The 20,697-nt window shown below is 74.4% G+C and carries 16 protein-coding genes; 7 read left to right on the top strand and 9 right to left on the bottom strand.

Translation table 11 applies throughout. From position 1 onward, the window contains the following. Window positions 1-12: 12 nt before the first annotated feature. From J2S46_RS40865 to J2S46_RS16085, 5 genes are all read left to right on the top strand, one after another. Window positions 13-99: a putative leader peptide gene (locus J2S46_RS40865; protein WP_353652345.1), complete on the top strand. Its 87-nt coding sequence runs from the start codon at window positions 13-15 to the stop codon at window positions 97-99. A gap of 144 nt (window positions 100-243) precedes the next feature. After that, window positions 244-798, top strand: coding sequence for an NADPH-dependent FMN reductase (gene ssuE / locus J2S46_RS16100; RefSeq protein ID WP_191294248.1), 555 nt, complete (start codon window positions 244-246; stop codon window positions 796-798). A 297-nt stretch (window positions 799-1,095) separates the two neighbouring features. After that, window positions 1,096-1,884 carry an ABC transporter ATP-binding protein gene (locus J2S46_RS16095; RefSeq protein WP_190215221.1) on the top strand — a complete coding sequence of 263 codons (789 nt, stop codon included), beginning with the start codon at window positions 1,096-1,098 and terminating at the stop codon, window positions 1,882-1,884. Window positions 1,885-1,903: 19 nt separating this feature from the next. Further along, complete coding sequence (locus J2S46_RS16090) at window positions 1,904-4,474, top strand: ABC transporter permease (protein WP_191294249.1); 2,571 nt, start codon at window positions 1,904-1,906, stop codon at window positions 4,472-4,474. A gap of 119 nt (window positions 4,475-4,593) precedes the next feature. Then, window positions 4,594-6,675: a hypothetical protein gene (locus J2S46_RS16085; protein ID WP_191294250.1), complete on the top strand. Its 2,082-nt coding sequence runs from the start codon at window positions 4,594-4,596 to the stop codon at window positions 6,673-6,675. Between the two features lie 109 nt (window positions 6,676-6,784). On the opposite strand, the gene J2S46_RS16080 is transcribed toward J2S46_RS16085, so the two are convergent. Further along, on the bottom strand, window positions 6,785-8,305 hold the full coding sequence (locus J2S46_RS16080) for an LCP family protein (RefSeq protein ID WP_191294251.1): 1,521 nt from the start codon (window positions 8,303-8,305) through the stop codon (window positions 6,785-6,787). Between the two features lie 163 nt (window positions 8,306-8,468). On the opposite strand from J2S46_RS16080, the gene J2S46_RS16075 reads away from it, so the two are divergent. Further along, window positions 8,469-9,515: a glycosyltransferase family 2 protein gene (locus J2S46_RS16075; RefSeq protein ID WP_073926821.1), complete on the top strand. Its 1,047-nt coding sequence runs from the start codon at window positions 8,469-8,471 to the stop codon at window positions 9,513-9,515. A gap of 111 nt (window positions 9,516-9,626) precedes the next feature. Here the strand turns inward: J2S46_RS16075 and J2S46_RS16070 are convergent, their stop codons facing one another. From J2S46_RS16070 to J2S46_RS16050, 5 genes are all read right to left on the bottom strand, one after another. Beyond that, on the bottom strand, window positions 9,627-11,201 hold the full coding sequence (locus J2S46_RS16070) for an LCP family protein (RefSeq protein WP_191294252.1): 1,575 nt from the start codon (window positions 11,199-11,201) through the stop codon (window positions 9,627-9,629). A 115-nt stretch (window positions 11,202-11,316) separates the two neighbouring features. Further along, window positions 11,317-12,939 carry an LCP family protein gene (locus J2S46_RS16065; RefSeq protein WP_191294253.1) on the bottom strand — a complete coding sequence of 541 codons (1,623 nt, stop codon included), beginning with the start codon at window positions 12,937-12,939 and terminating at the stop codon, window positions 11,317-11,319. A gap of 250 nt (window positions 12,940-13,189) precedes the next feature. Beyond that, a complete protein-coding gene (locus J2S46_RS16060; RefSeq protein WP_191294254.1) occupies window positions 13,190-14,407 on the bottom strand; it encodes an LCP family protein in 1,218 nt (405 codons plus the stop codon). Window positions 14,408-14,444: 37 nt separating this feature from the next. Further along, window positions 14,445-15,236 carry a TIGR03089 family protein gene (locus tag J2S46_RS16055; RefSeq protein WP_191294255.1) on the bottom strand — a complete coding sequence of 264 codons (792 nt, stop codon included), beginning with the start codon at window positions 15,234-15,236 and terminating at the stop codon, window positions 14,445-14,447. 377 nt (window positions 15,237-15,613) lie between these two features. After that, a complete protein-coding gene (locus tag J2S46_RS16050) occupies window positions 15,614-16,108 on the bottom strand; it encodes an SgcJ/EcaC family oxidoreductase (protein ID WP_191294256.1) in 495 nt (164 codons plus the stop codon). Between the two features lie 82 nt (window positions 16,109-16,190). Here J2S46_RS16050 and J2S46_RS16045 point away from each other — a divergent pair, with 82 nt between their 5' ends. Continuing rightward, complete coding sequence (locus J2S46_RS16045; protein WP_191294257.1) at window positions 16,191-17,108, top strand: DNA-3-methyladenine glycosylase family protein; 918 nt, start codon at window positions 16,191-16,193, stop codon at window positions 17,106-17,108. Between the two features lie 51 nt (window positions 17,109-17,159). Here the strand turns inward: J2S46_RS16045 and J2S46_RS16040 are convergent, their stop codons facing one another. The 3 genes from J2S46_RS16040 to J2S46_RS16030 are packed head-to-tail and all read right to left on the bottom strand — an operon-like array spanning window position 17,160 to window position 20,114. Beyond that, on the bottom strand, window positions 17,160-18,452 hold the full coding sequence (locus J2S46_RS16040; RefSeq protein WP_191294258.1) for a coenzyme F420-0:L-glutamate ligase: 1,293 nt from the start codon (window positions 18,450-18,452) through the stop codon (window positions 17,160-17,162). Beyond that, entirely contained in the window at window positions 18,449-19,420 is a 972-nt protein-coding gene (gene cofD, locus J2S46_RS16035) for a 2-phospho-L-lactate transferase (RefSeq protein ID WP_191294259.1), read from the bottom strand. The genes J2S46_RS16040 and cofD overlap by 4 nt, the downstream gene beginning before the upstream one ends. 28 nt (window positions 19,421-19,448) lie before the next feature. Beyond that, complete coding sequence (locus tag J2S46_RS16030) at window positions 19,449-20,114, bottom strand: cysteine dioxygenase (RefSeq protein WP_229913358.1); 666 nt, start codon at window positions 20,112-20,114, stop codon at window positions 19,449-19,451. Window positions 20,115-20,697 lie beyond the last annotated feature (583 nt).

Raw genomic sequence — 20,697 nt, 5'->3', positions numbered from 1 at the left:
CTGCGTGTTTGCATGAGTGGCATGGAGCAGCGATGGACCCTCACGCGTCGGCGGCACGTCGACCTTCAGCGTGTGTCCTGTTCGCTGTGTCGTGGCTGACCGCTCGCCACCGTTCAACCCTCTCGCAACCCTCTGATCCCGCCACCGTGCGCCCTCGGCCCTGAGTCGTCGACGGGCCGGTGCGCGGTCCCGCTTCCCACCCGGTGCCACCCCACGGCGCCGCCCTGCCCCGAGGTGAACTCCATGGCCGTCGTCCTGTCCGTCTCCGGTTCCCCGTCCCGCACCTCCCGCACCACCCGGCTGCTCCGGCACGTCGACGCCCGCCTCGCCGGCCGCGGCCACGAGGTGGTCCCGTTCGAGGTGCGCAGCCTGCCCGCCGAGGCCCTGCTGGCCGGCGACACGTCCCGTCCCGAGATAGCCGCCGCGCTCGAACTCTTCGCCGCCGCGGACGGCGTGGTGATCGGCACGCCGGTCTACAAGGCCGCCTACTCGGGCCTGCTGAAGACCCTGCTGGACGTTCTGCCGCAGTACGCGCTGGCCGGCAAGGCCGTCCTGCCGCTCGCCACCGGCGGCTCCACCGCGCACGTCCTCGCGGTGGACTACGCGCTGCGCCCGGTGCTCAGCTCGATGGGCGCCGGCCACATCACCCAGGGCTGGTTCGTGCTGGACCGCCACATCACCGTCCGCGAGGACGGCACCACCGCGATCGAACGCGAGACGGACGTGCTGCTCACACCGGTGGTGGACGGCTTCGCGCGGGCGCTGGAGCAGCGGGTGGAGCCCGCACTCACCCACTGACGCACCGTCACCGGCGCCGCCCGCCGGGGCCGGACCCTGAGCCGGGAGGCGGGGACCCCTAGGGGGAGGGGCCCCGCTTCCCGTACATCTGAGGTTGGGCGGCTTCCTCCCGGCGGATGACGAGACGTTCCCCGAGAACTCCTAACGTGGTCCTTATCCCCACCCGGTACCGGAAACGGCACCACCGAGGTGGGGCTAACCCCCGGTCGCACACACCCCCTGCCACCATGTCCGCGGACATCCGGCACGGGACAGACTCGGGGGCAACGGGCGGGCACACATCTTTAGGAGAACCCAGTGACGACGGCAGCAGCGGCCGTGTACGACCCCCAGATTCCCGGCGGAGCGTCCGCCGTCGCCGCGTCCGCGCGGCAGGTGACCAAGGCGTACGGAGCCGGGGAGACCCGGGTCACCGCACTGGACTCGGTCGACGTGGACATCCAGCGCGGCAGGTTCACCGCGATCATGGGCCCCTCGGGCTCCGGCAAGTCGACCCTGATGCACTGCCTGGCCGGGCTGGACACCGTCTCGGAGGGCCGGATCTGGATCGGCGACACCGAGATCACCGGCCTGAAGGACAAGCAGCTGACCAAGCTGCGCCGGGACAAGATCGGCTTCATCTTCCAGGCCTTCAACCTGCTCCCGACGCTCAACGCGCTGGAGAACATCACGCTGCCGATGGACATCGCCGGCCGCAAGCCGGACGCCGCCTGGCTCGACCAGGTCGTGCAGACCGTCGGCCTGGCCGACCGCCTCAAGCACCGGCCGACCCAGCTCTCCGGCGGCCAGCAGCAGCGCGTCGCGGTCGCCCGCGCACTGGCGGCCCGCCCCGAGATCATCTTCGGTGACGAGCCCACCGGGAACCTCGACTCCCGCTCCGGTTCCGAGGTGCTGACCTTCCTCCGCCGCTCGGTCGACGAGCTCGGCCAGACCATCGTCATGGTCACCCACGACCCGGTCGCCGCCGGCTACGCGGACCGCGTGCTCTTCCTCGCCGACGGCGTGATCGTCGACGAGATGCACGCCCCGACCGCCGACTCCGTCCTCGAACGCATGCGCCGCTTCGACGGCAAGCGCACCAGCTGAGCCCGGGGGATACGGACCGATGCTTCTCAAGACCTCACTACGGAGTTTCCTCGCCCACAAGGGGCGCATGATCCTCTCGCTCATCGCCGTCGTCCTGTCGGTGGCCTTCGTCTCCGGCACGCTCGTCTTCTCCAACACCGCCACCAGCACCTTCGACCGGCTGTTCGCCTCGACCGCCTCCGACATCTCCGTCCAACCGCCGAAGAGCCAGTTCGGCGCGGACGACGAGGACCAGCGCGGCAGGGCGTCGACCGTCCCGGTCGACACCCTGCAGAAGATCACTGCCACGCCCGGCGTGAAGCAGGCGGTCGGCCAGGTCTTCGTCCAGAACGCCGTCCTGGTCAATCCGACCACCAACAAGACGGTCGGCCCGACGACCGGTGCCCCCACCCTCACGGGCAACTGGGCGGACACCCCGCGCAACTCGGTCGAGATCACCTCCGGCCACGTGCCGCAGGGCGCCGACCAGATCGTGCTGGACGCCGACACCGCCAAGAAGGCGGGTCTGGGCCTTGGCAGCTCCCTGCGGGTCATCACCACCGACGGCAAGCACGACTTCACCATCGCCGGGATCGCCACCTTCAAGACCACCAACCCGGGTGCCGCGCTGGCCTTCATGGACACCGCGACGGCGCAGAAGGTGCTGCTCGGCGAGACCGCCTACACCTCGGTCGAGGCGTACGGCGACGGCACCCGGACGAATGAGCAGCTCAAGGCCGATGCGCTGGGCACGCTGGGCGGCAGCTACCAGGTGAAGACCGCGGCCGAGCAGAAGGAGGAGAACAACAAGGACGTCGGCTCCTTCCTCGGCTTCATGAAGAACGCCATGCTCGGCTTCGCCTTCGTCTCGGGCGGGGTCGGTCTGTTCCTGATCGTCAACACCTTCTCGATGCTGGTCACCCAGCGCACCCGGGAGATCGGGCTGCTGCGCGCCGTCGGCGGCAGTCGCAGTCAGGTCAACCGCTCGGTGCTGGTGGAGGCGCTGATCCTGGGTGTGCTCGGCTCGACGATCGGCATCGGGGCGGGCGTCGGCCTGGCCGCCGGCCTGATCCAGCTGATGAAGGCCGTCGGCATGAACCTCAGCGCCGCCGACCTGCAGATCACCGCCGAGGTGCCGATCTACGGCTACGGACTCGGCGTGATCGTCACTCTGGCGGCGGCCTGGTTCCCGGCCCGCCGGGCCAGCAAGATCACCCCGATCGCGGCCCTGAACGACCACGGCACTCCGACCGAGGGCCGCTCCAACATCGTCCGTACGATCATCGGCCTGGTGCTGACCGTCGCCGGCGGTGGCCTGCTGGTGCTCGCGGCCCAGGCCGAGAAGGCGGCCACCGGCGGCCAGTACCTGGGCCTGGGCGTGCTGAACACGCTGGTCGGAGTGATCGTCCTCGGCCCGCTGCTGGCCACGACCGTGGTCCGGGTGCTCGGCGCCCTGCTGCCGATGCTGTTCGGTCCGTCCGGCAAGCTCGCCCAGCGCAACGCGATGCGCAACCCCCGCCGCACCGGCGCCACGGCCGGCGCCCTGATGATCGGTCTGGCGCTGGTGATCGGCGCCTCGGTCTTCACCTCGTCGGCGATCAAGTCCACCAACGACCAGATCGACACCTCGGTCGGCGCGGACTACATCATCTCGGGCGGCCGGACCGGCCTCAGCGCCGAGATGGTCGACGCCGCGAAGAGCACCCCCGGCCTGGATCACGTCACCCGGCAGAAGTTCCTGCCGGCCCGCTTCACCACACCGGACGGCAAGACCAAGGAGGACGGCGTCTCGGCGGTCACCGCCGCCTTCACCGACGATTTCCGCCTCCCGGTCAAGTCCGGTGAGCCGAACTCCGTCAAGCAGGGCTCGCTCGCCGTCGGCGAGGACTACGCCAAGGACCACGGCCTCAAGGTCGGCGACCGGATCACCGTCGACTACGGCAAGGGCCGCACCCAGTCCCTGCCCGTCGGTGTCATCATGACCAAGGGCAACTCGCTCTTCGACGGTGCCACCTTCGCAAACCTCGACACCGTCGCGCAGGCCGTGCCCGCCGCCGACCAGCCGCTCGACGCCGTCATCTTCGGCAAGGCCGCGCCCGGCGCGGACGTCGCCAAGACCCTGACTGCGCTGGAGGACTCCCTCAAGGACTACCCGCAGCTCACCGTCAAGGACCAGGCCGGCTACAAGGACCTCGTCCAGGGGCAGGTCAACACCCTGCTCTACATGATCTACGGCCTGCTCGGCCTGGCGATCATCGTCGCGGTGCTCGGTGTGGTCAACACCCTCGCCCTGTCGGTGGTCGAGCGGACCAGGGAGATCGGACTGCTGCGGGCGATCGGGCTCTCCCGCCGCCAGCTGCGCCGGATGATCCGCCTGGAGTCGGTGGTGATCGCCGTGTTCGGTGCCGTCCTCGGCACCGGCCTCGGGCTCGCCTGGGGCATCACCTCGCAGAAGGTGCTGGCCAGCAACGGCCTGGCCACCCTGGCCGTCCCGGCCGGGACGATCGTCGCCATCCTGCTCGCCTCGGTCCTGGTCGGTCTGATCGCGGCCCTCGTCCCGGCCTTCCGGGCCGGTCGGATGAACGTCCTGGCGGCCATCGCCACAGACTGACCCGTTGTCAAAAAGGGGCCGGGTGCGACGCACCCGGCCCCTTCGCGTGCTCCGGCCCGCATCGCCGTCCGCCCGACCCCTTCGCCGGGACCGCCCGGCCCGCCTGAGAGCATCGACGCATGCCCAGTCCCGACATGAGCGACCCGGGCCTGCCCGGCCCGGGCGGGCCGTCCCCGGCCCTGCCGGCCGCGCCGCCGCTCACCTCCGCCGCCGCCGCCCGCTGGCGGGCCGCCCGGACCTCCTGGCCACCGGAGCGGCGACGACTGGACAGCCGCCTGCTGGCGCTGGTGCCCGTCGCCTTCATCGTGCTGGCCACCGCGCTGGAACCGGTCGCGAGCGCCTGCACCGCGGCGCAGCCCTGCGTGCAGTCCTGGTCGAGCGCCCTCGCGACCTTCTCGGTGTTCGCGGAGGTGGTCCTGCTGCTGGCCCGGCCGCGCGGGCTGGCGCTCGTCCCGGTCGCGGTGGCGGCCGGGCTCTGGTACCTGCCCGGCGGCCTGGAGAACGAGGTCTGCCGCTGGACGGCGCTGGCCTGCCAGGGGTTCCTGGCCCTCGTCCTGATCGGCGCGGAGCTGGGCCGGCGGCGGGCCCGGCACCAGCTGGACGTCCTGATGGGCACCCCCGAGCCCTACCCCTGGACGCTGGCCGGCGTGCCGTCCCCGGTGCCGCCGCCGGCCCGCCGCGGCGGGCGGCGCCTGCTGGGCCGGCTGCTGGTCGCGGCCGGTGTGCTGCTGGCGCTGACCGGGCTGGTGCGCCAGGCGCAGAGCGACCACCGGGCGGACGGCGCGGCGCGTGTCCCGGGCACCGTGCTCTCCGTCGACGAGCCGTCCGGCACGGCCCGGATCGGCTACCGGCTGCCGGCCGGGGACGCGGCCCGGGCGGAGGCGGCCGCGGGCGACGCCGGGCGGTCCGCGGGCGGCCGGCCGGACCGCGAGTTCGAGGCGGACGTCCTGTGGAGCCCGCTGCCCGTGGCCGGCGAGGCGGTGCCGCTGCTGGTCGACGGCGAGGACTGGGTGAGGATCGAGGGCCAGCCCTACGACCCGACCGACCTCGCCTTCGCCGGAGCGCTGCCGGCGCTGCTGGGCGCCCTGCTGCTGGGCTCGGCGAGCCGCTGGGTGCGGATCCGGCGGGGCCTGGGGGAGCCGTGCGCGCCGGCCCTCGCGGTACTCGTCCAGCCGGACGGCAAGGGCAGTCTGCTGGTCGGGCCGGTGGACGGCGACGGCACGGGGGAGGGCCGGCCGCTGTGGCGGCTGCGGGCCGCCGAGTCGTACGCGTGGAGCGAGCGCCGCGGCTGGCGCGAGGACGAGCCACGCGACGGCGGGGACGACGAGGACGGCGAGAAGTACGACGAGTACGAGGAGGAGTACCCGCAGGAGCCGGGGGAGCAGGTGCCGGCCGCGCTGCCGGAGCACGCCGCCGCCGTCTTCGAGGCCGTCAACCGTCCCGTGCCCGCGGTGCTCTACCGGGGGCCCGACGGGCCCTACGCGCAGCTGCTGGTCCGGCCCGGGATGGCGCCGGACGGGCCGGAGCCCGGCTGGCTGGCCGTGGTCTGCCGGGAGGGCGTGCTGGCGCCGCGGCGCGGCCCGCGCCACCGGCACTACCTGGAGGACGAGCTGGCCGTCCCCGCGCTGGCGGCGCGGACGATCGCGGCCGCCCCGGCGGACGGGCCGCCGCTGCCCGCGCAGCGCTGGGAGATGCCGCTGGCCCTGCGGCTGGCGGCCGGGCCGCTGGTGGCCCTGGCGATGGCCGCACTGGTGGACCTGCTGGGCTCGCGCTCCTGGGGCACCGGGCTGGTGCACCCGCTGCTCGCCGGCATACCCGTCTTCCTGGCCGCCGCCGGCGCGCTGACCTGGCAGGCGGCGATCGACGGGCGCGGGGTCGCGGTGGTCTCCGGGATGACCCGCCGGTTCGTCCCGTGGGACCAGGTCAACGCGGCGGCCGTGCACCGGCACCGGCTCGCCGTCCAGCTCACCGACGGCCGGGAGCTGCGGATCGGCAGCCGGCCGGCCCGGCTGCTCAGCCGCCACCTCGGCGGCCCGTACGACCCGGAGGCGGTCGCCACGGCCATCGCCACCGCGGCCCACCGGCCGGCCCGCCGTCCGGGCGCGGCCCTGCGCGAGCGGCTGGTCAGCCCGCAGCTGCTGGTGAACAGGGCGGCGCTGACCGGGTACATCGTGTTCGTGATCGCCCGGTTCGCGTTCTGAGCGGCTGAGCGGCTGCCCGGCTGAGCGACTGCCCGGCCGTCCGGCTGCCCGGTCGGGCGGCTGTCCGGCGCTGCCGCAGGTCGCCGCGGGCGAAGGCGCCCCCGGAGGCTCAGGGGCAGGTGATCTCGGCGGCCGTGGCGGCGCCGCCTGCGGCGGAGGGCGCTGCGGCTGCGGCTGCGGGGGCGGTGGCGGCCGGCGTGGCCGCGGCGGGAGCCGCGGCTCCGGGCCCGGGGGGAGCGGCCACGCCCTGGTAGTCGCTGCCCGCCACCACCTGAAGAGTCCCGCCCAGCCCCGGGACGGCGACCAGCTCCGCGCCCGGCAGCGCGGCCGCCAGGGTGCGTGCCGACTCGTCCCAGCGCGGGTCGTGGCGGACGACCGTCCGGGCCGCCGTCTCACCGGCCGACGCGTTGGCCGGGGCGCCGGTGGTGGCGAAGCCGGCCCGGCGCAGGTCGGCGTCCACCCGCGCGCCGAGCCCGGCGACCCCGGCGCCGTTGAGCACCTGGACGTGCACCTGTTCGGGCGGAACGGCGGGCGCGGGGGCGGCCGGCGGAGCGGCGCCGGCGGGGGCCGGGGCCGCCGCGGCGGACGGCGGTGCGGCGGGGGCGGCCACCAGCGGCCGCCCGGCCCGGACGGCGTCGAACAGGGCCTTGGCGCCCGCCTGGTCCCAGAGCACGGTCGATCCCCAGCCCGGCACCTGGTGGTCCAGGACGCCCAGCGGGACGGTCGCGAAGTCGGTGTTCCCGGCGGACAGCCCCCGCAGCCGGGTGGCCAGCGTGACCAGCTCGCCGACGTCGAGGTCCTTGTCGGCCTTGACGGAGCCGAGCACGCCGTCCGTCAGCCGGGCCAGCTTCACCGGGTTGAGGAGGGTCCCCGAATCGGTCGCCCGGTGCAGCAGCTGCGCCATGAACCGGTGCTGCCGGTGCATCCGCCCGAGGTCCGCGCTGCCGTCCACGTACCGGGCCCGGACGTACTTGAGCGCGCCCGCGCCGTCCAGGGTGGTGGTCCCGGCCGGCAGGTCCAGGCCGGAGTAGTCGTCCTTGAGCGGCTTGGAGGTGCAGACCGGCACCCCGCCGAGGGCGTCCACGGTGGAGACGAAGCTGACGAAGTCGAGCTGCAGGTAGTGGTCGATCCGCAGGCCGGTGTTCTGCTCGACCGTCCGCACGGCCAGCTGCGCGCCACCCATCCCGTACGCCGCGTTGATCTTGCCCTTGCCGGCCGGGACCTCCTTGTGGGTGCTCTGGTCCTGGTGCGCGGGGATGTCCACGTAGGAGTCGCGCGGAAGGCTGATCACGCTGGCGCGGCCGCCGTCCCCGGCCAGCTGGACGATCATCATGGTGTCCGTGCAGTGGCAGGACTTCCCGCCCGCGTGCAGGACGTTCTTGAGCGTCTCCTCCGGGATGCCCTCCCGGTCGTCGGTGCCGACCACCAGGAAGGTGGTGGCGCCGTCGTCGGCCGGGCGGGCCCGGTCGCCGCTGAAGGCGTCCACCCGCTCCACGGCGGAGCCGAGCCCGTTCAGCACCGCCCAGCCGCCGCAGGAGGTGGCCAGCACGGCCAACGCGGCGCCGCCGGCCAGCCGCCGGGTCCAGCGGCGGTGCGGCACGGGCGAGGCGGGGTACGGGGACGAGGGCATCCTCCCGATGGTATGCGTGCGTGCGGCCGCGTCCGGTGAGGGCACGCCGGGCTCGCCGGGGCGGGCAGGCACCTGCCGGAACCCCGGATCTCGGGCGGGGTTCGCAGGAGTGCCAGGACCGGGACGAGACTGGGACCCACCTGCACCGGTACGGTTGGCCTCGATGAACACCAAGGCTGCTGAGGAGCTGCCGGCGGTCTCCGTGATCATGCCGGTGCTCAACGAGGAACGACACCTTCGCACCGCTGTCCGGCACATCCTGGAACAGGACTACGCCGGCCCGATGGAGGTGGTGATCGCCCTCGGTCCGTCGAGCGACCGGACCGACGAGATCGCCGCCGAACTCGTCGCGGAGGACTCCCGGGTCCGTACGGTGCGCAATCCCACCGGACGCACCCCGGCGGGGCTGAACGCCGCGATCCGCGGGTCCAGCCACCCGATAGTGGTACGGGTCGACGGTCACGGGCTGCTCACGCCCGGATACATCACCACGGCGGTGCGGCTGCTGGGCGAGATGGAGGCCGCCAACGTGGGCGGCATCATGTTCGCCGAGGGTGAGACGGAGTGGGAGAAGGCGGTCGCCGCGGCCATGACGTCCAAGATCGGCGTCGGCAACGCGGCGTTCCACACCGGCGGCCTGGCCGGCCCGGCCGACACCGTCTACCTGGGCGTCTTCCGGCGCGAGGTGCTGGAGCGGCTCGGCGGCTACAACGAGGAGTTCGTCCGCGCCCAGGACTGGGAGCTGAACTACCGCATCCGCCAGGACGGCGGCCTGATCTGGTTCACCCCGCAACTGCGGGTCACCTACCGCCCGCGACCGTCCGTCCGGGCGCTGGCCAAGCAGTACAAGGACTACGGCCGCTGGCGCCGGGTCGTCACGCGCTACCACCGGGGCTCGGTCAACCTGCGGTACCTGGCCCCGCCGGCCGCCTTCCTGGCGGTGGTGCTGGGCCTCGCGCTGAGCGCCGTCCACCCCGCCTTCCTGGCGCTGCCGGCCGGCTACCTGCTCGGCATCCTCGGCGGAGCGGTGACCGAGGGCCGCGGCCTCTCCTTCAAGGCCCGCGCGCAGCTGCCGGTGGCCTTCGCCACCATGCACCTCAGCTGGGGCTTCGGCTTCCTCACCTCGCCCCGGTCCCTGGCCCGCAAGGTCATCGGGAGCCGCCCGCCGGCCAGTACGGCGACGACGGTCCGGCCGGCCGAGACGGGCTGAGGCCCGGCCGTCCGGGTTGTTGCAGGGCCGCTGAAGGGCCACCGACGGTCGCTGCGGGGTCCTTGAAGGGCCACCGAGGCCCCTCCCGGTCCGTTCCCGGGCCGGGACGCCTCAGCGGACGAAGGTGCCGAACCTGGCGCCGCCCGAGCAGGCGGTCTCGTCGCCGGTGTGCACCGAGGCGTCGCCGGGCACGGCGGTCGGCACCGGGGCCGGCCCCGCCCCTGCGCCCGGGGCGCCGGCCCGGTAGTCGGCGCCGAGGGTGACCAGGACGCTCCGGCCGCCGCCCTCGGCGGCCACGGCGGACTCCGGCAGGCCGAGCGCCCGGGCGACGGCCTCGGCGGCGCCCTTGCGGTCGGCCTGGCCGTACCGCACGGTGCTGGCGGCGACCGGCTGAGGTGTGTTGCGGCCGAGGGCGGCCGGGTAGCCGAGCCCGGTGAGGGTCTTCTGCGCCGAGGTGGCCAGTCCCGGGGTGCCGACACCGTTGACCACGGTCACGGGGACCGTGGACGGAGCGGCGGGCGGTGCGGCGGGCGGTGCCGAACCGACGGGCGCGCCGGGGGCCGGTGCGGTGGCGGCGGCTGCGCCGGCGGCCGGTTCCGGTGCCTGGTCGGGGCCGCCGGTGAGCGACTTGTCGGCGCGGATCAGGGCGAACAGCTGGTCGGCGGCCGGCTGCGCCAGGCGGTCCTTCTGCCGCAGGTCCCGGTCGGGGTCGTCGGCGGTGTACTCGACCGGCGGCTGGGCGAAGGCGACCTCGGCCGGCTTGATGTTCTTCAGCTCGGAGGCCAGCCCGACCAGCTTGGTGGTGCCGGCTATCGCGTCGTCCACGGTGATCGACCGGGCGGCGGCCTCGATCACCGGGAAGGCCTTGGTCGGGTCGAGCAGGGTGCCCCGGTCGGTCAGCTTGCGCAGCAGCGAGGAGAGGAAGTCCCGCTGCATCGAGAACCGGCCGACCGCGGTGCCGTCCTGCACGGCGTGCCGGGTCCGGACGAACTGCAGGCCCTGCTCGCCGCTCAGGTGGCTGCGGCCGGCGGGCAGGTCGAGGTGCGAGTCGCCGTCCTTGATCGGCCGGCAGAGGGTGACGTCCACGCCGTCGACGGCGTCCGTGAGGTCCTTGACGCCCTGGAAGTTGACCACCGCGAAGTGGTCGATCTTCAGGTTGGTGACGGACTGCACGGTGTCCTGCACGCAGCCGGGGCCGCCGCGGCCCATGGCCTCGTTGAGCGGGCGGTGCTTCACGGCCGGGGCGGTCAGGCCGCTCTGCGGGTCCTTGCAGGCGGGCAGGTCGATCAGGGTGTCCCGGGGGAGGTCGAGGGCGACGGCCGAGCGACGGTCCGGGTAGACGTGCAGCACGATGTTGACGTCGTTGTTGCCCCGGCCGACGTTCTGCCGGTCGCCGTAGGCGCCGCCCAGGTCCTTCCGGCTGTCGGTGCCGATGATCAGGATGTTCATCGCCGTCCGGCCGTGCTCGTCGGCGGCGCCGCCCGGCGGCGGCGCGTTGCCGGCGCCGAGCGGCGCGTGCTGGATGTTGGCGTCCAGGTGCCGGATGTAGAGGTAGGCGCCGGCGCAGCCGCCGACCAGGGTGAGACCGGTGACCAGGGCGACCGGCCGGAGCCAGCGGCGGCGCGCGGGGCGTTCGGCGGCGGGCCTGCGGCGGTGGCCCGGCCTGGCCGGTGCGTGTACTGCCATGGCGGTGCGCCACCCCTCGCGACCGTGGCCCCTGATGGGCCGTCCGGAGGGGAACCTACCGGAGGTCACGACAGATGATCGGATGTGTTACATAGTCAGAACAATTCCCGGAGGGCTACTTCGCGCAGAGGCCGGCGTCGTCCGCCTCGACCCGCTGCAGGTCCTTGGGGGCCTCAGCGGGTACCGCGGCCGCCGCGGTGGCGGCCGTAACGTCCTTGCCGAGCAGCACGACCAGCGGGTCCTTCGCCCCGGCCCCCGGCTCCTCCTTGAGCGCCGTCGCCGGCAGGCCGAGGGCGGTGGCCAGCGCGGCCGCCTGGCCGGCCCGGGCGGCCGGGTAGCCGATCGAGCTGGCCGACGTCGCGCCGGCGTTGGCGGCGGTGGCGGCCCTGGTGAAGCCCGCGGCCCGCAGCCGGTCGACGGCCTGCTGCGCCTGCCCGGGCGTCCCGGTGCCGTTGCGCACGGTGACCGGAACGGTCTTCGGGTCCACCACCGGTGCGGCGCTCGCCGAGGGCGTCGGGGCGGCGGCCGGGCCGGTGGCCGGGGGCGCGGCCGGGCCCTGCGCGGCCGGGGCGTCCGTCAGCGAGCGGTCGCCGGCCACCATGGAGAACAACTGGCCGGCGTCCGGCTGCTTGAGCGCCAGCCGGTTCTTGTCCTGCGGGTCGTCCAGCACCGGCACGGTGGCGAAGGTGATGTGCTTGGTGTCCACCTTGCTCACGTCCAGCGCGAGGTTCTTCAGGTGGTCGACGGTGTTCAGCCCCGAGTCGACCGTCAGCGCCTTGGTGGCGGCGTTCGCCAGGTTCCACAGCTTGGCCGGGCTGGTCAGGGTGTCACCGCTCTTGACCGCGCGGATCATCGAACTCAGGAACTGCTGCTGCAGCGGGATGCGGGTCAGGTCACCGCCGAGGCCCACGGCGTGCCGGGTGCGGACGAAGGCCAGTGCCTCGTCGCCCTGCACCAGGTGCTTGCCCTTGGTCATCCGCAGGTGGGAATCCGGGTCGTTGATGTCCTTGGCGGCGCAGACCTCCACACCGCCGACGGCGGTGGAGAGCGTCTTCACCGCGTCGAAGTTGACCATGACGAAGTGGTCGATCCGAATGCCCGTCAGCTTTTCGACGGTTTTCCAACTGCAACCGGGATCGCGGCCGTCCTGCCCGAGACTCGTGTTGAACATCGCCCGGGCCTCGCCGGGAATCCGCTTGTCGCCGCTCTGGCAATCGGGGATCTGCACCATCAGGTCGCGCGGGATGCTCATCACGGTCGCGTTGCTGCGGTCCTTCGCGATGTGGAACAGCAGCGTGGTGTCGGCGTGCCCGGCACTGCCCGCGTCGCCGTACGAACTCCCGAGGCCCTCGCGGCTGTCGGTGCCCAGCACCAGGATGTTCATCGCGTCGCCGGCCGGCTGGGGGCGCTCGGCCTCGTCGCCCAGCTGGACCTTGACGGCGGTGATGTTGTTGTTGAAGTGCTCGTACAGGTACAGCGCGCCGCCGCAGCCGGCCACCAGGACGAGCGCGGCGGCCCCGGCCGTCCACTTCAGCGCCCGGCGCCGGCGGCTCCGGGCCGTGCCGGCCCCGCGGCGGCGGGCGGCCCGCCCGCCCGGCGGCGGGGCGTCCGGGAGCGGCCCGGCGGGCGCGGCGCGCGGTCCGGGCACCCGCGGGGCCAGGTCGAGCCGGTACTGACCGGTGTCCGGGTCCAGCACCCACCGGTCCGCGGGGTCGACCTCCTGCGGGGTTCCCTGCACGACTGTCTCCCTCCCCGGGCGCGGTGGACGGCACGTGGTTCGTGGCCGACCCGGACACCCTAGACGAGCCCGGCGGGGGGTTTGAACAGACTGTGATCTCTGCCATGCCCTTTATTACGGGCATTCACGGACAAAGCCCTGAACATTCCGTCCGGCCGCTGCCCGCGACTTCAGGAATTGGACTCTTTCGGGGATTTCCGCCCGCCGGGCTGACGAACTCCTGGCGGGACCGTTCCGGTACGGAACGTGGTCAGTGCATGACGCAGCCGTCCGCGTCCGCCGTCCTGCCCTCGAAGACGGGCGGGGCGCTCGGGCTCGGGCCCGGTGAGGCGACCGACCCGAAGGCCGCCCGGTCGGGCGGGCCGCCGGCGGCCTGGGCGCCCGGCGAGGCCCCGGCGTCAGAGCCCGGCGGCCGGACGGTGAGCAGCCGGTCCTCGCGCAGCTCGGTGAAGAGCTGGGCGGTCTGCGGCTGCACGAACTCGTCGCGGTCCGGATCGGGCCGGTAGGGGCGGCGCGGCGCGGTCAGGAAGACCACGTTCGCGGGTTGCATCGAGCGCAGGTCCCAGGTCAGGTCGTACAGCGCCCCGAGCGAGGACAGGCCCTCGTCGGCCTCGACCGACGAGGTGGCCGCGTCCAGCACCGGCCAGAGCCTGGCCGGGTTCAGCAGCACCCCCTGCGACTGGACCTTGCGGATCAGCGAGGCCAGGAACTGCTGCTGACGCCCCATCCGCTGGGTGTCGCTGCCGTCCCCCAGGCTCTCGCGCGCCCGTACGTACCCGAGGGCCTGCTCGCCCCGCAGGGTCTGCCGACCGGCCGGCAGGTCGAGCTTGGCGTCCTTGTCGTGGATCGCCTGCGGGACGCAGACCTCCACCCCGCCCACCGCGTCGACCATCGCCTTGAAGCCGGTGAAGTCCAGGATCATGTGGTGGTCGATCCGGATGCCGCTGAGCTGCTCCACGGCGCGGATCGAGCAGGCCGGCCCGCCGGTCTCGAAGGCCGCGTTGAACTGGACCAGCCGGGTGCCGGTCCGGGTGCCGTCCGGCAGCTCGCAGGACGGGACGGTCACCATCACGTCGCGCGGGATGCTGACCGCCGTCGCGTGCCGGCGGTCGGCCGCGATGTGCAGCAGGATCGTGGTGTCGGAGCGCCGGCCGCCGGCCGAGCCGTACGCGGCGTTGGCGCCCGTCCGGTCGTCGCTGCCGATCAGCAGGATGTTCTCGGCGCCCCGGGCGCCGGCCGTGCGGCTCGGACGCTCGGCCTCCAGCTTGGCCAGCAGCCGCTGGGTCGCGGTGTCCGTCCTGATGTTGCCGTCGAGCTTGCGGTACGCGATCCACACCAGGGCGCCGCAGGCGAGCAGGACGAAGGCGAGGGCGCCGGCGATGATCAGCAGCCATCGCCGGCGCCCTCGGCCGGGCTTCCTCTGTCCGGGTGCAGTCGGGGAGTCCTGGGTGTGCTCGTCCTCGGCCATGGCAGGGATGCCTACCCGCCGGCCCGGGGGCGCCGGGTCACCCCAGGCGCAGAGTCACCCGTTCGGAGTCGGTCCGCTTCTCCCACTGATCGGCCGTCAGCGACCCGGAGTTGCGGCACAGCACCACCGAGGCGCCGACCGCCAGCGGGGCCAGCAGGCCGGCCTCCAGGCCGGACCAGTCCTCGTAGCTCAGGGTGGAGAGCACCCGGTCGCCGGGGCCGATGCCGAGCCGGGCCGCGCCCTCGCGGGCCAGCTGGACGGTCTGCTCGCCGGTGAGCTTCAGCGGCAGGCCGTCCACCGTGGTCTCCAGTGCGGGGGCGTCCGGCGGCACGGGGGAGTACGGCGCGAAGCGGTCGCCCTGACCGGGGACCTCGGCGGCGTAGTCCAGGAACCCGTCCGGCCGCTGCGGGAAGCGGCCGCCGAGCGGGCGCAGCGCCAGGGCCACCCGTTCGCCGGTGCAGGCCTGGGCGGCCTCCAGGCCGTCCGGGCCGCTGACCACCAGGTCGGCGTCGGCGGGGTCGCCGCCGGGGGCGGCCGTCACCCCGACCGACCAGCAGGCCAGCAGCCAGACGGCGCTCTGCCAGTGGGCGGGGAGGAGGAGCGCGGCGCGGTCGTCGGGCCCGGCGTTCAGCTCGTCCTGGAGCAGGTTGGCGGTCTTGGCGACCCAGTTGTCGAAGGTCCGGGCGGAGAGTTCGACTCTCTCGCCGGTCGCGTCGTCGTAGAAGGTGACCAGCGGGAGTGAGGGATCCGCAGCGGGAGTGCCACCTCGCAGATATGCGTGCAGCAGCTCGACAGGGGTGCGGGCATCGGCAGCGAAAGGCGCAGTCATGGTGCGCCCCAGCCTACGGCCTAGGGGGGCGCCACCGGGAGGGGTGACGGGCCCCCCGGGAGGCGGCGTCGCGTCAGGAACCGGTGCCCGGCCCGGCCCGGGGCGCCCTCCGGCGGATGTGATCTTGGGCACCCGGTCGCCCCGGGGCGTGCCGGGCGGGCGGACCGGCGGCGCGAAGGCCGCCGTGGACGGCGCGCGTCCGCTCCGCGCGCCGAGGAACGCCGCTCGACGCCGCCGCTCGACGCTCGACGCCGCCGCCGCTCGACGCCGCCGCGGGCAGCCGCCCGCCCGCGCGCTCCTCCCGCGCCCGGTGTCCGGCACCCCTCCGGCCGGGACCGCCGGGACGGCACCCCTCCGGCCGGGACCGCCGGGACGGCTCAGCCGACCGGGCCGGGGGTGCGGGCGGCCAGCGCCCGCAGCTCCGCGGTCAGCGCCGCCGCCAGATCGGGGCGCCCGCCGAAGCGGGCCGGGGTCTGCTGCAGCAGGGCGATCCGCCAGCCGGCGCCCCGGTTCACGGCGATCACCGTGTGCAGCGCGTTGAGCGCCGGATCGATGTCCTCCGCCTCCGGCGGCACCAGGCCCGCCACCGCGTCCAGCAGCGCCGCCCCGGGGGCCAGCGGGCGGACCCTGCGCACCCTCGCCACGTACTCCGCCGGCTCGCGCTCGGCGAGGATCCGGCCGAACTCGGCGGCGATGGCGGACCTCCCCACGTACCGGCTCCCGTCCGGGCCGATGGCCTCGCCGTCGCCGGCGAAAGGGCCCGCGAAGGCCGATCCGTCGCCCGTGTTCCAGCCGTCCAGCATCCGGTGGTAGAGCCCGCGGACGGCGCTCTCGTCGGCGTGGGACAGCTCCGGCAGCCGCGTATCGTTCATAGGTCCATGGTCGGCGAAGGTGACCCGGCGGGACAGCGGAGCGGGGGCCGGCGGACGGCCCGGCACACGGGAGGCGGCTGCGGTGACGGAGGAGGCGGTACGGCGCTGGCGGCCCGGATTCCCGGTCGACCCGGTCCGCGCCCTGCTGCCGCTGCGCCGCGGCCCGGCCGACCCCTCGTACCGCCGGACCGGCGACGGCGCCGTCTGGCGGGCCTCCCGCACCCCGGCCGGGATCGGCACCCTACGGGTGCTCGGCCGCCCGACGGCCGGCGAGGTCGAGGCGCGGGCCTGGGGGCCCGGCGCCGGGTGGCTGCTGGAACAGCTGCCCGCGCTGCTCGGCGCGGAGGACGACCCCGCCGCCCTGGTGCTGCCCCCGGGGCCGCTGCGCGACGCCCAGCGCCGGCTCGCCGGGGCCAGGCTGGGCCGGACCGGGCTGGTGATGGAGTCGCTCGTCCCGGCGGTCCTGGAGCAGAAGGTCACCACCGACGAGGCCTACCGCGCCTGGCGGGTCCTGCTGCGCGACTTCGGGACCCCGGCCCCCGGGCCGGCCGAGGGCATGCGGGTGCCGCTGTCCGCCCGCGAGTGGGCGATGCTGCCCAGCTGGGAGTGGCACCGGGCCGGCGTCGACCCGAAGCGCTCCGCCACCGTGGTGCGGGCGGCCCGGCTGGCACCCCGGCTGGAGGAGGCCTCCGGCCTGGCCCACCAGGAGGCCTTCGCCCGGCTGACCTCGGTGCCCGGCATCGGGGTCTGGACGGCCGCCGAGACCCTGCAGCGCAGCAACGGCGACCCGGACGCCGTCTCGGTCGGCGACTTCCACCTGCCCAACCTGGTCGGCTGGGCGCTGGCCGGCCGCCCGCGCAGCGACGACACCCAGATGCTGGCGCTGCTGGAGCCCTACCGCCCGCAGCGCCACCGGGTCTGCCGGCTGCTGCTGGCCACCGCCGGCCACGCCCCGCGCTACGGCCCGCGGCTGGCGCCGAACGACCACCGGGGCCGGTGAGGCGGCCGCACCGACCCCGGGGCCCCCGCTCGCCGGCGGGCCCGCCCGGGGTCAGCGCACGGTGACGAAGGCGTCCGCGCTGCGGGCCGGCCGCTCGCGCGGGGCCTCGGCGGGGCGGCCGACGGCGACGGCGCCCATCGGGTCCCAGTCGGGGGGGAGGTCGAGGACGGCCCGGACGGTGTCCCGGCAGAACATGGTGGACGAGACCCAGGCCGAGCCGTAGCCCTCGCCGGTGAGGGTGACCAGCAGGTTCTCCACCGCGGCGCCGATCGCGACGGTGAACATCTCTCGTTCGGCGGCGGCCCGGCGCCGGTCCGGGTAGGCGTGCGAGCCGTCCATCACCAGGCAGGGCACCACCAGGTAGGGCGCGTCGCGCAGGACGTTGCCGCGGGCGGTGCGGCGGGCGATCCTCGCGTCGTCCCAGCCGTCGAGTTCGCGCAGGTCCTGCTGCCAGGCGGCGAGCATCGCGTCCAGCAGCCGGGTGCGGACCTCGGGGCTCTCCAGCAGGACGAAGCGCCAGGGCGTGGTGTGGTGCGGGGCGGGCGCGGTGACGGCGGCGGCCACCGCCCGGCGGACGGCCGCCGGGTCGACCGGCTCGGCGGTGAAGGAGCGGATGGTGCGCCGCAGGGTGACGGCCTGGCGCAGCGCCTCGGAGGTGCCCAGCCGGAACATGTCGTCGGCGGCCGCCCGGACCATCGGGCGGGCACCCGCGCCGTCCTCGGCGGTGACCAGGCCGGCCAGGCCCCGGACGACGGCGACCGGCGTCCCGGTGGCCTTGCCCTTGACCAGGTCGCCGGCGGCGGCGAGCTCGTCGGCGGTGGCGGTGACGGTCAGTGCCAGCTCGTTGCCGTGGCTGTCGGTGCGGCCCCGGTGGTCCTCCAGGACGGGCAGGCCGGCGGCCCCGATCGCGACGTCGGTCAGGCCGTTGCGCCAGGGCCGGCCGAAGGTGTCGGTGACGACGACGGCGAGCCGGCGGCCGGTCAGCTGCTGGAGCCGGGCGCGCAGGGCGCGGGCGGAGGCGTCCGGGTCCTCGGGGAGCAGCAGCACCGTGCCGGGCGCGGTGTTGGAGGCGTCCACGCCGGCGGCGGCCATCACCAGGCCGTTGCGGTTCTCGACGATCCGGGCGGGGCCGCGCCGGGCCACCACCCGGACGGTCTCGGCGTCGATGGCGGCCTCGCGGTCGGCGGCGCGCAGCAGCCGGCCCTCCGCCTTGCTGACGATCTTGGAGGTGACGAGCAGGATGTCGCCGTCCTCGAAGTCACCGGCCTTGGCGATCAGTTCGGCGAGGTCGGAGTCCGTGTCGATCTCCGGCAGGCCGGTGACGGGCAGGACGTGCAGGCTCACCGGCGCACCGACTCGGCCAGCGCCAGCGCCTCGCGGGCCATCGCCGCCGTCGCCCCGGTGTCGGTCATCAGCAGCGGGACGGCCCGGCAGCTGATGCCGGCCGCCTCGACGGCGGCCACCGATCCGGCGTCGGCGGTGTCGACCAGCCAGCCGTCGATCAGGCCCTCGGCGGCCCGGGCGCCGTAGTGCAGCGCCACCGCGTCGGCGGTCGCCTCGACGCCGACGGCCGCGAGCACCTTGTCGGCCATGCCACGCACCGGGGCCCCGCCGATGATCGGGGAGAGCCCGACGACCGGGGCGGACGCCGCGCGGACGGCCTCCCGGATCCCGGGCACGGCCAGCACGGTGCCGATGCTCACGACCGGGTTGGACGGCGGGAAGAGGATCACGTCGGCGGCCGCGAGGGCCTCCAGCACACCGGGCGCGGGCTTCGCGGTGTCGGCGCCCACCGGGACGATCGCCTCGGCGGCGACGGCGGCGTGCAGCCGCACCCAGTACTCCTGGAAGTGCACCACCCGCGGGCCCTGCTCGTCGGTGATCCGGACGTGCGTCTCCACCCGGTCGTCGCTCATCGGCAGCAGCCGCACGCCGGGCTGCCAGCGGTCGCAGAGCGCCTCGGTGACGGCGCTCAGCGGGTAGCCGGCGCCGAGCATCTGGGTGCGGACGATGTGGGTGGCGAAGTCACGGTCGCCGAGCCCGAACCACTCGGGCCCGACGCCGTACGCCTTCATCTCGTTCTTGATCGACCAGGTCTCGTCGGCGCGTCCCCAGCCCTGTTCCTCGTGGATGCCACCGCCGAGGGTGTACATCACGGTGTCCAGGTCCGGGCAGACCTTCAGCCCGAAGAGGTGGATGTCGTCGCCGGTGTTGCCGATGACGGTGATCTCGTCCGCGGGGGAAACGATCTCCTTGAGGCCGCGCAGGAAGCGCGCTCCGCCGATTCCGCCTGCCAGTGCCACGATGCGCATGCGCCCATCCTGCCAGGCGGACGGGGCGTCAGTGGGCCCCGGCCGGGTCCGCGCTCTGCTGCGCGGGCTGCTTCACCGGCTGCGTCTCGGGGACGACGGGCGCGCCGTACTGGTGCATCTCGGTCAGACCGGGCGAGTAGAGGTGGATGCTGACGGCGGGTTCGAGCGAGGCGTTGACCACCTCGTGCAGGTAGCCGGAGGAGAACACCCGCTGCCCGCCCGGGCGCAGGGTGCGCGCGCCCTCGCCGGCGTGCGTGAGCGAGCGCTCGACGAGCTCGCCGCCGACCACGCTCATCACGCCGGAGGAGTCGCCGTGGTCGTGGAAGCCGCTGCTCTGGCCGGGCAGCCAGCTGAGCAGCCAGACCTCGTAGCCCGGGCCGGTCTCCAGCCGGGCGTACCAGCGGGTCAGCGCGTCGTAGCGGACCAGCGGCTCCCAGCGGGCCCGGTCGGCGGCGATCTCGCGGACGAGCTGCGCGTACCCGGCGACGGTGGTGGGGTGCTGGGGCAGGTCGGTGCGGGCCAGGTGCGGGAAGGCCAGCGGGTCGCCGGCGATGGAGACGTCGCTCAGGCCGTCGGCCCAGGGGCGGACGGGCTCGGCGGCGGGGGAGGGGAGGAGGGCGGCGAGGGAGGCCCCGGGTCGGCGGGCGTGCTTGTTGCGGTCGCGGTTCCGCTTGCGGATGCGGTTCATTCGCATGGGATCGTCCTCGGAATGCGGCTGGTTCGAACGGGGATCAGCCGGTTCCGCGGGGGTCCTGGGGCGGGAGCGCGCGGGCGGCCTCTGTGGTCCTGGGCGGCGCGCGGTGGGACGCGAGCGCCTAGATACAGCAGGAACAGAGGCGACAACAGTGGGAAGAGTTCGCGGCACGGCGGAGCTCGGCCTGGCGGCTCCGGGGGGCGGCGGACTCTGACATGGGAGCAAGCAGACCGCAAGAGGGGTGCGTGTGTCAACCTGCGGGACCGGACATTGGGTGGGCATAGCCCATGAACCACCGAATGGGGTGATAAATCACCCTCTATGTTTCGATGTGAAGATCGCCGGGAAGGCAGCCCGATGACCGGTTCGGACGGGTACCCGCACCCGGAGCCGGTCCCCCGGAACCCTTGCCGGCCGACGGACGTCCCTCCCCGTGAGGGATGGTCAAGATCGAGGCTGCCCCTGGTGACCGGGGCCCAGCGGGTCGACGGTTGCGGATGGTTCGGCGGCATCCGGGCGACATGTTCCCTATGTCCGGATATGTACACTATTCGTAACGGCTTGGTGCCGGGGAGTGAATCCT

The organism is Kitasatospora herbaricolor (assembly GCF_030813695.1).
Taxonomy (GTDB): Bacteria; Actinomycetota; Actinomycetes; order Streptomycetales; family Streptomycetaceae; genus Kitasatospora; species Kitasatospora herbaricolor.
The sequence above is the reverse complement of the archived record's forward strand: the minus strand, read 5'-3'. Positions and strand labels throughout refer to the sequence as shown.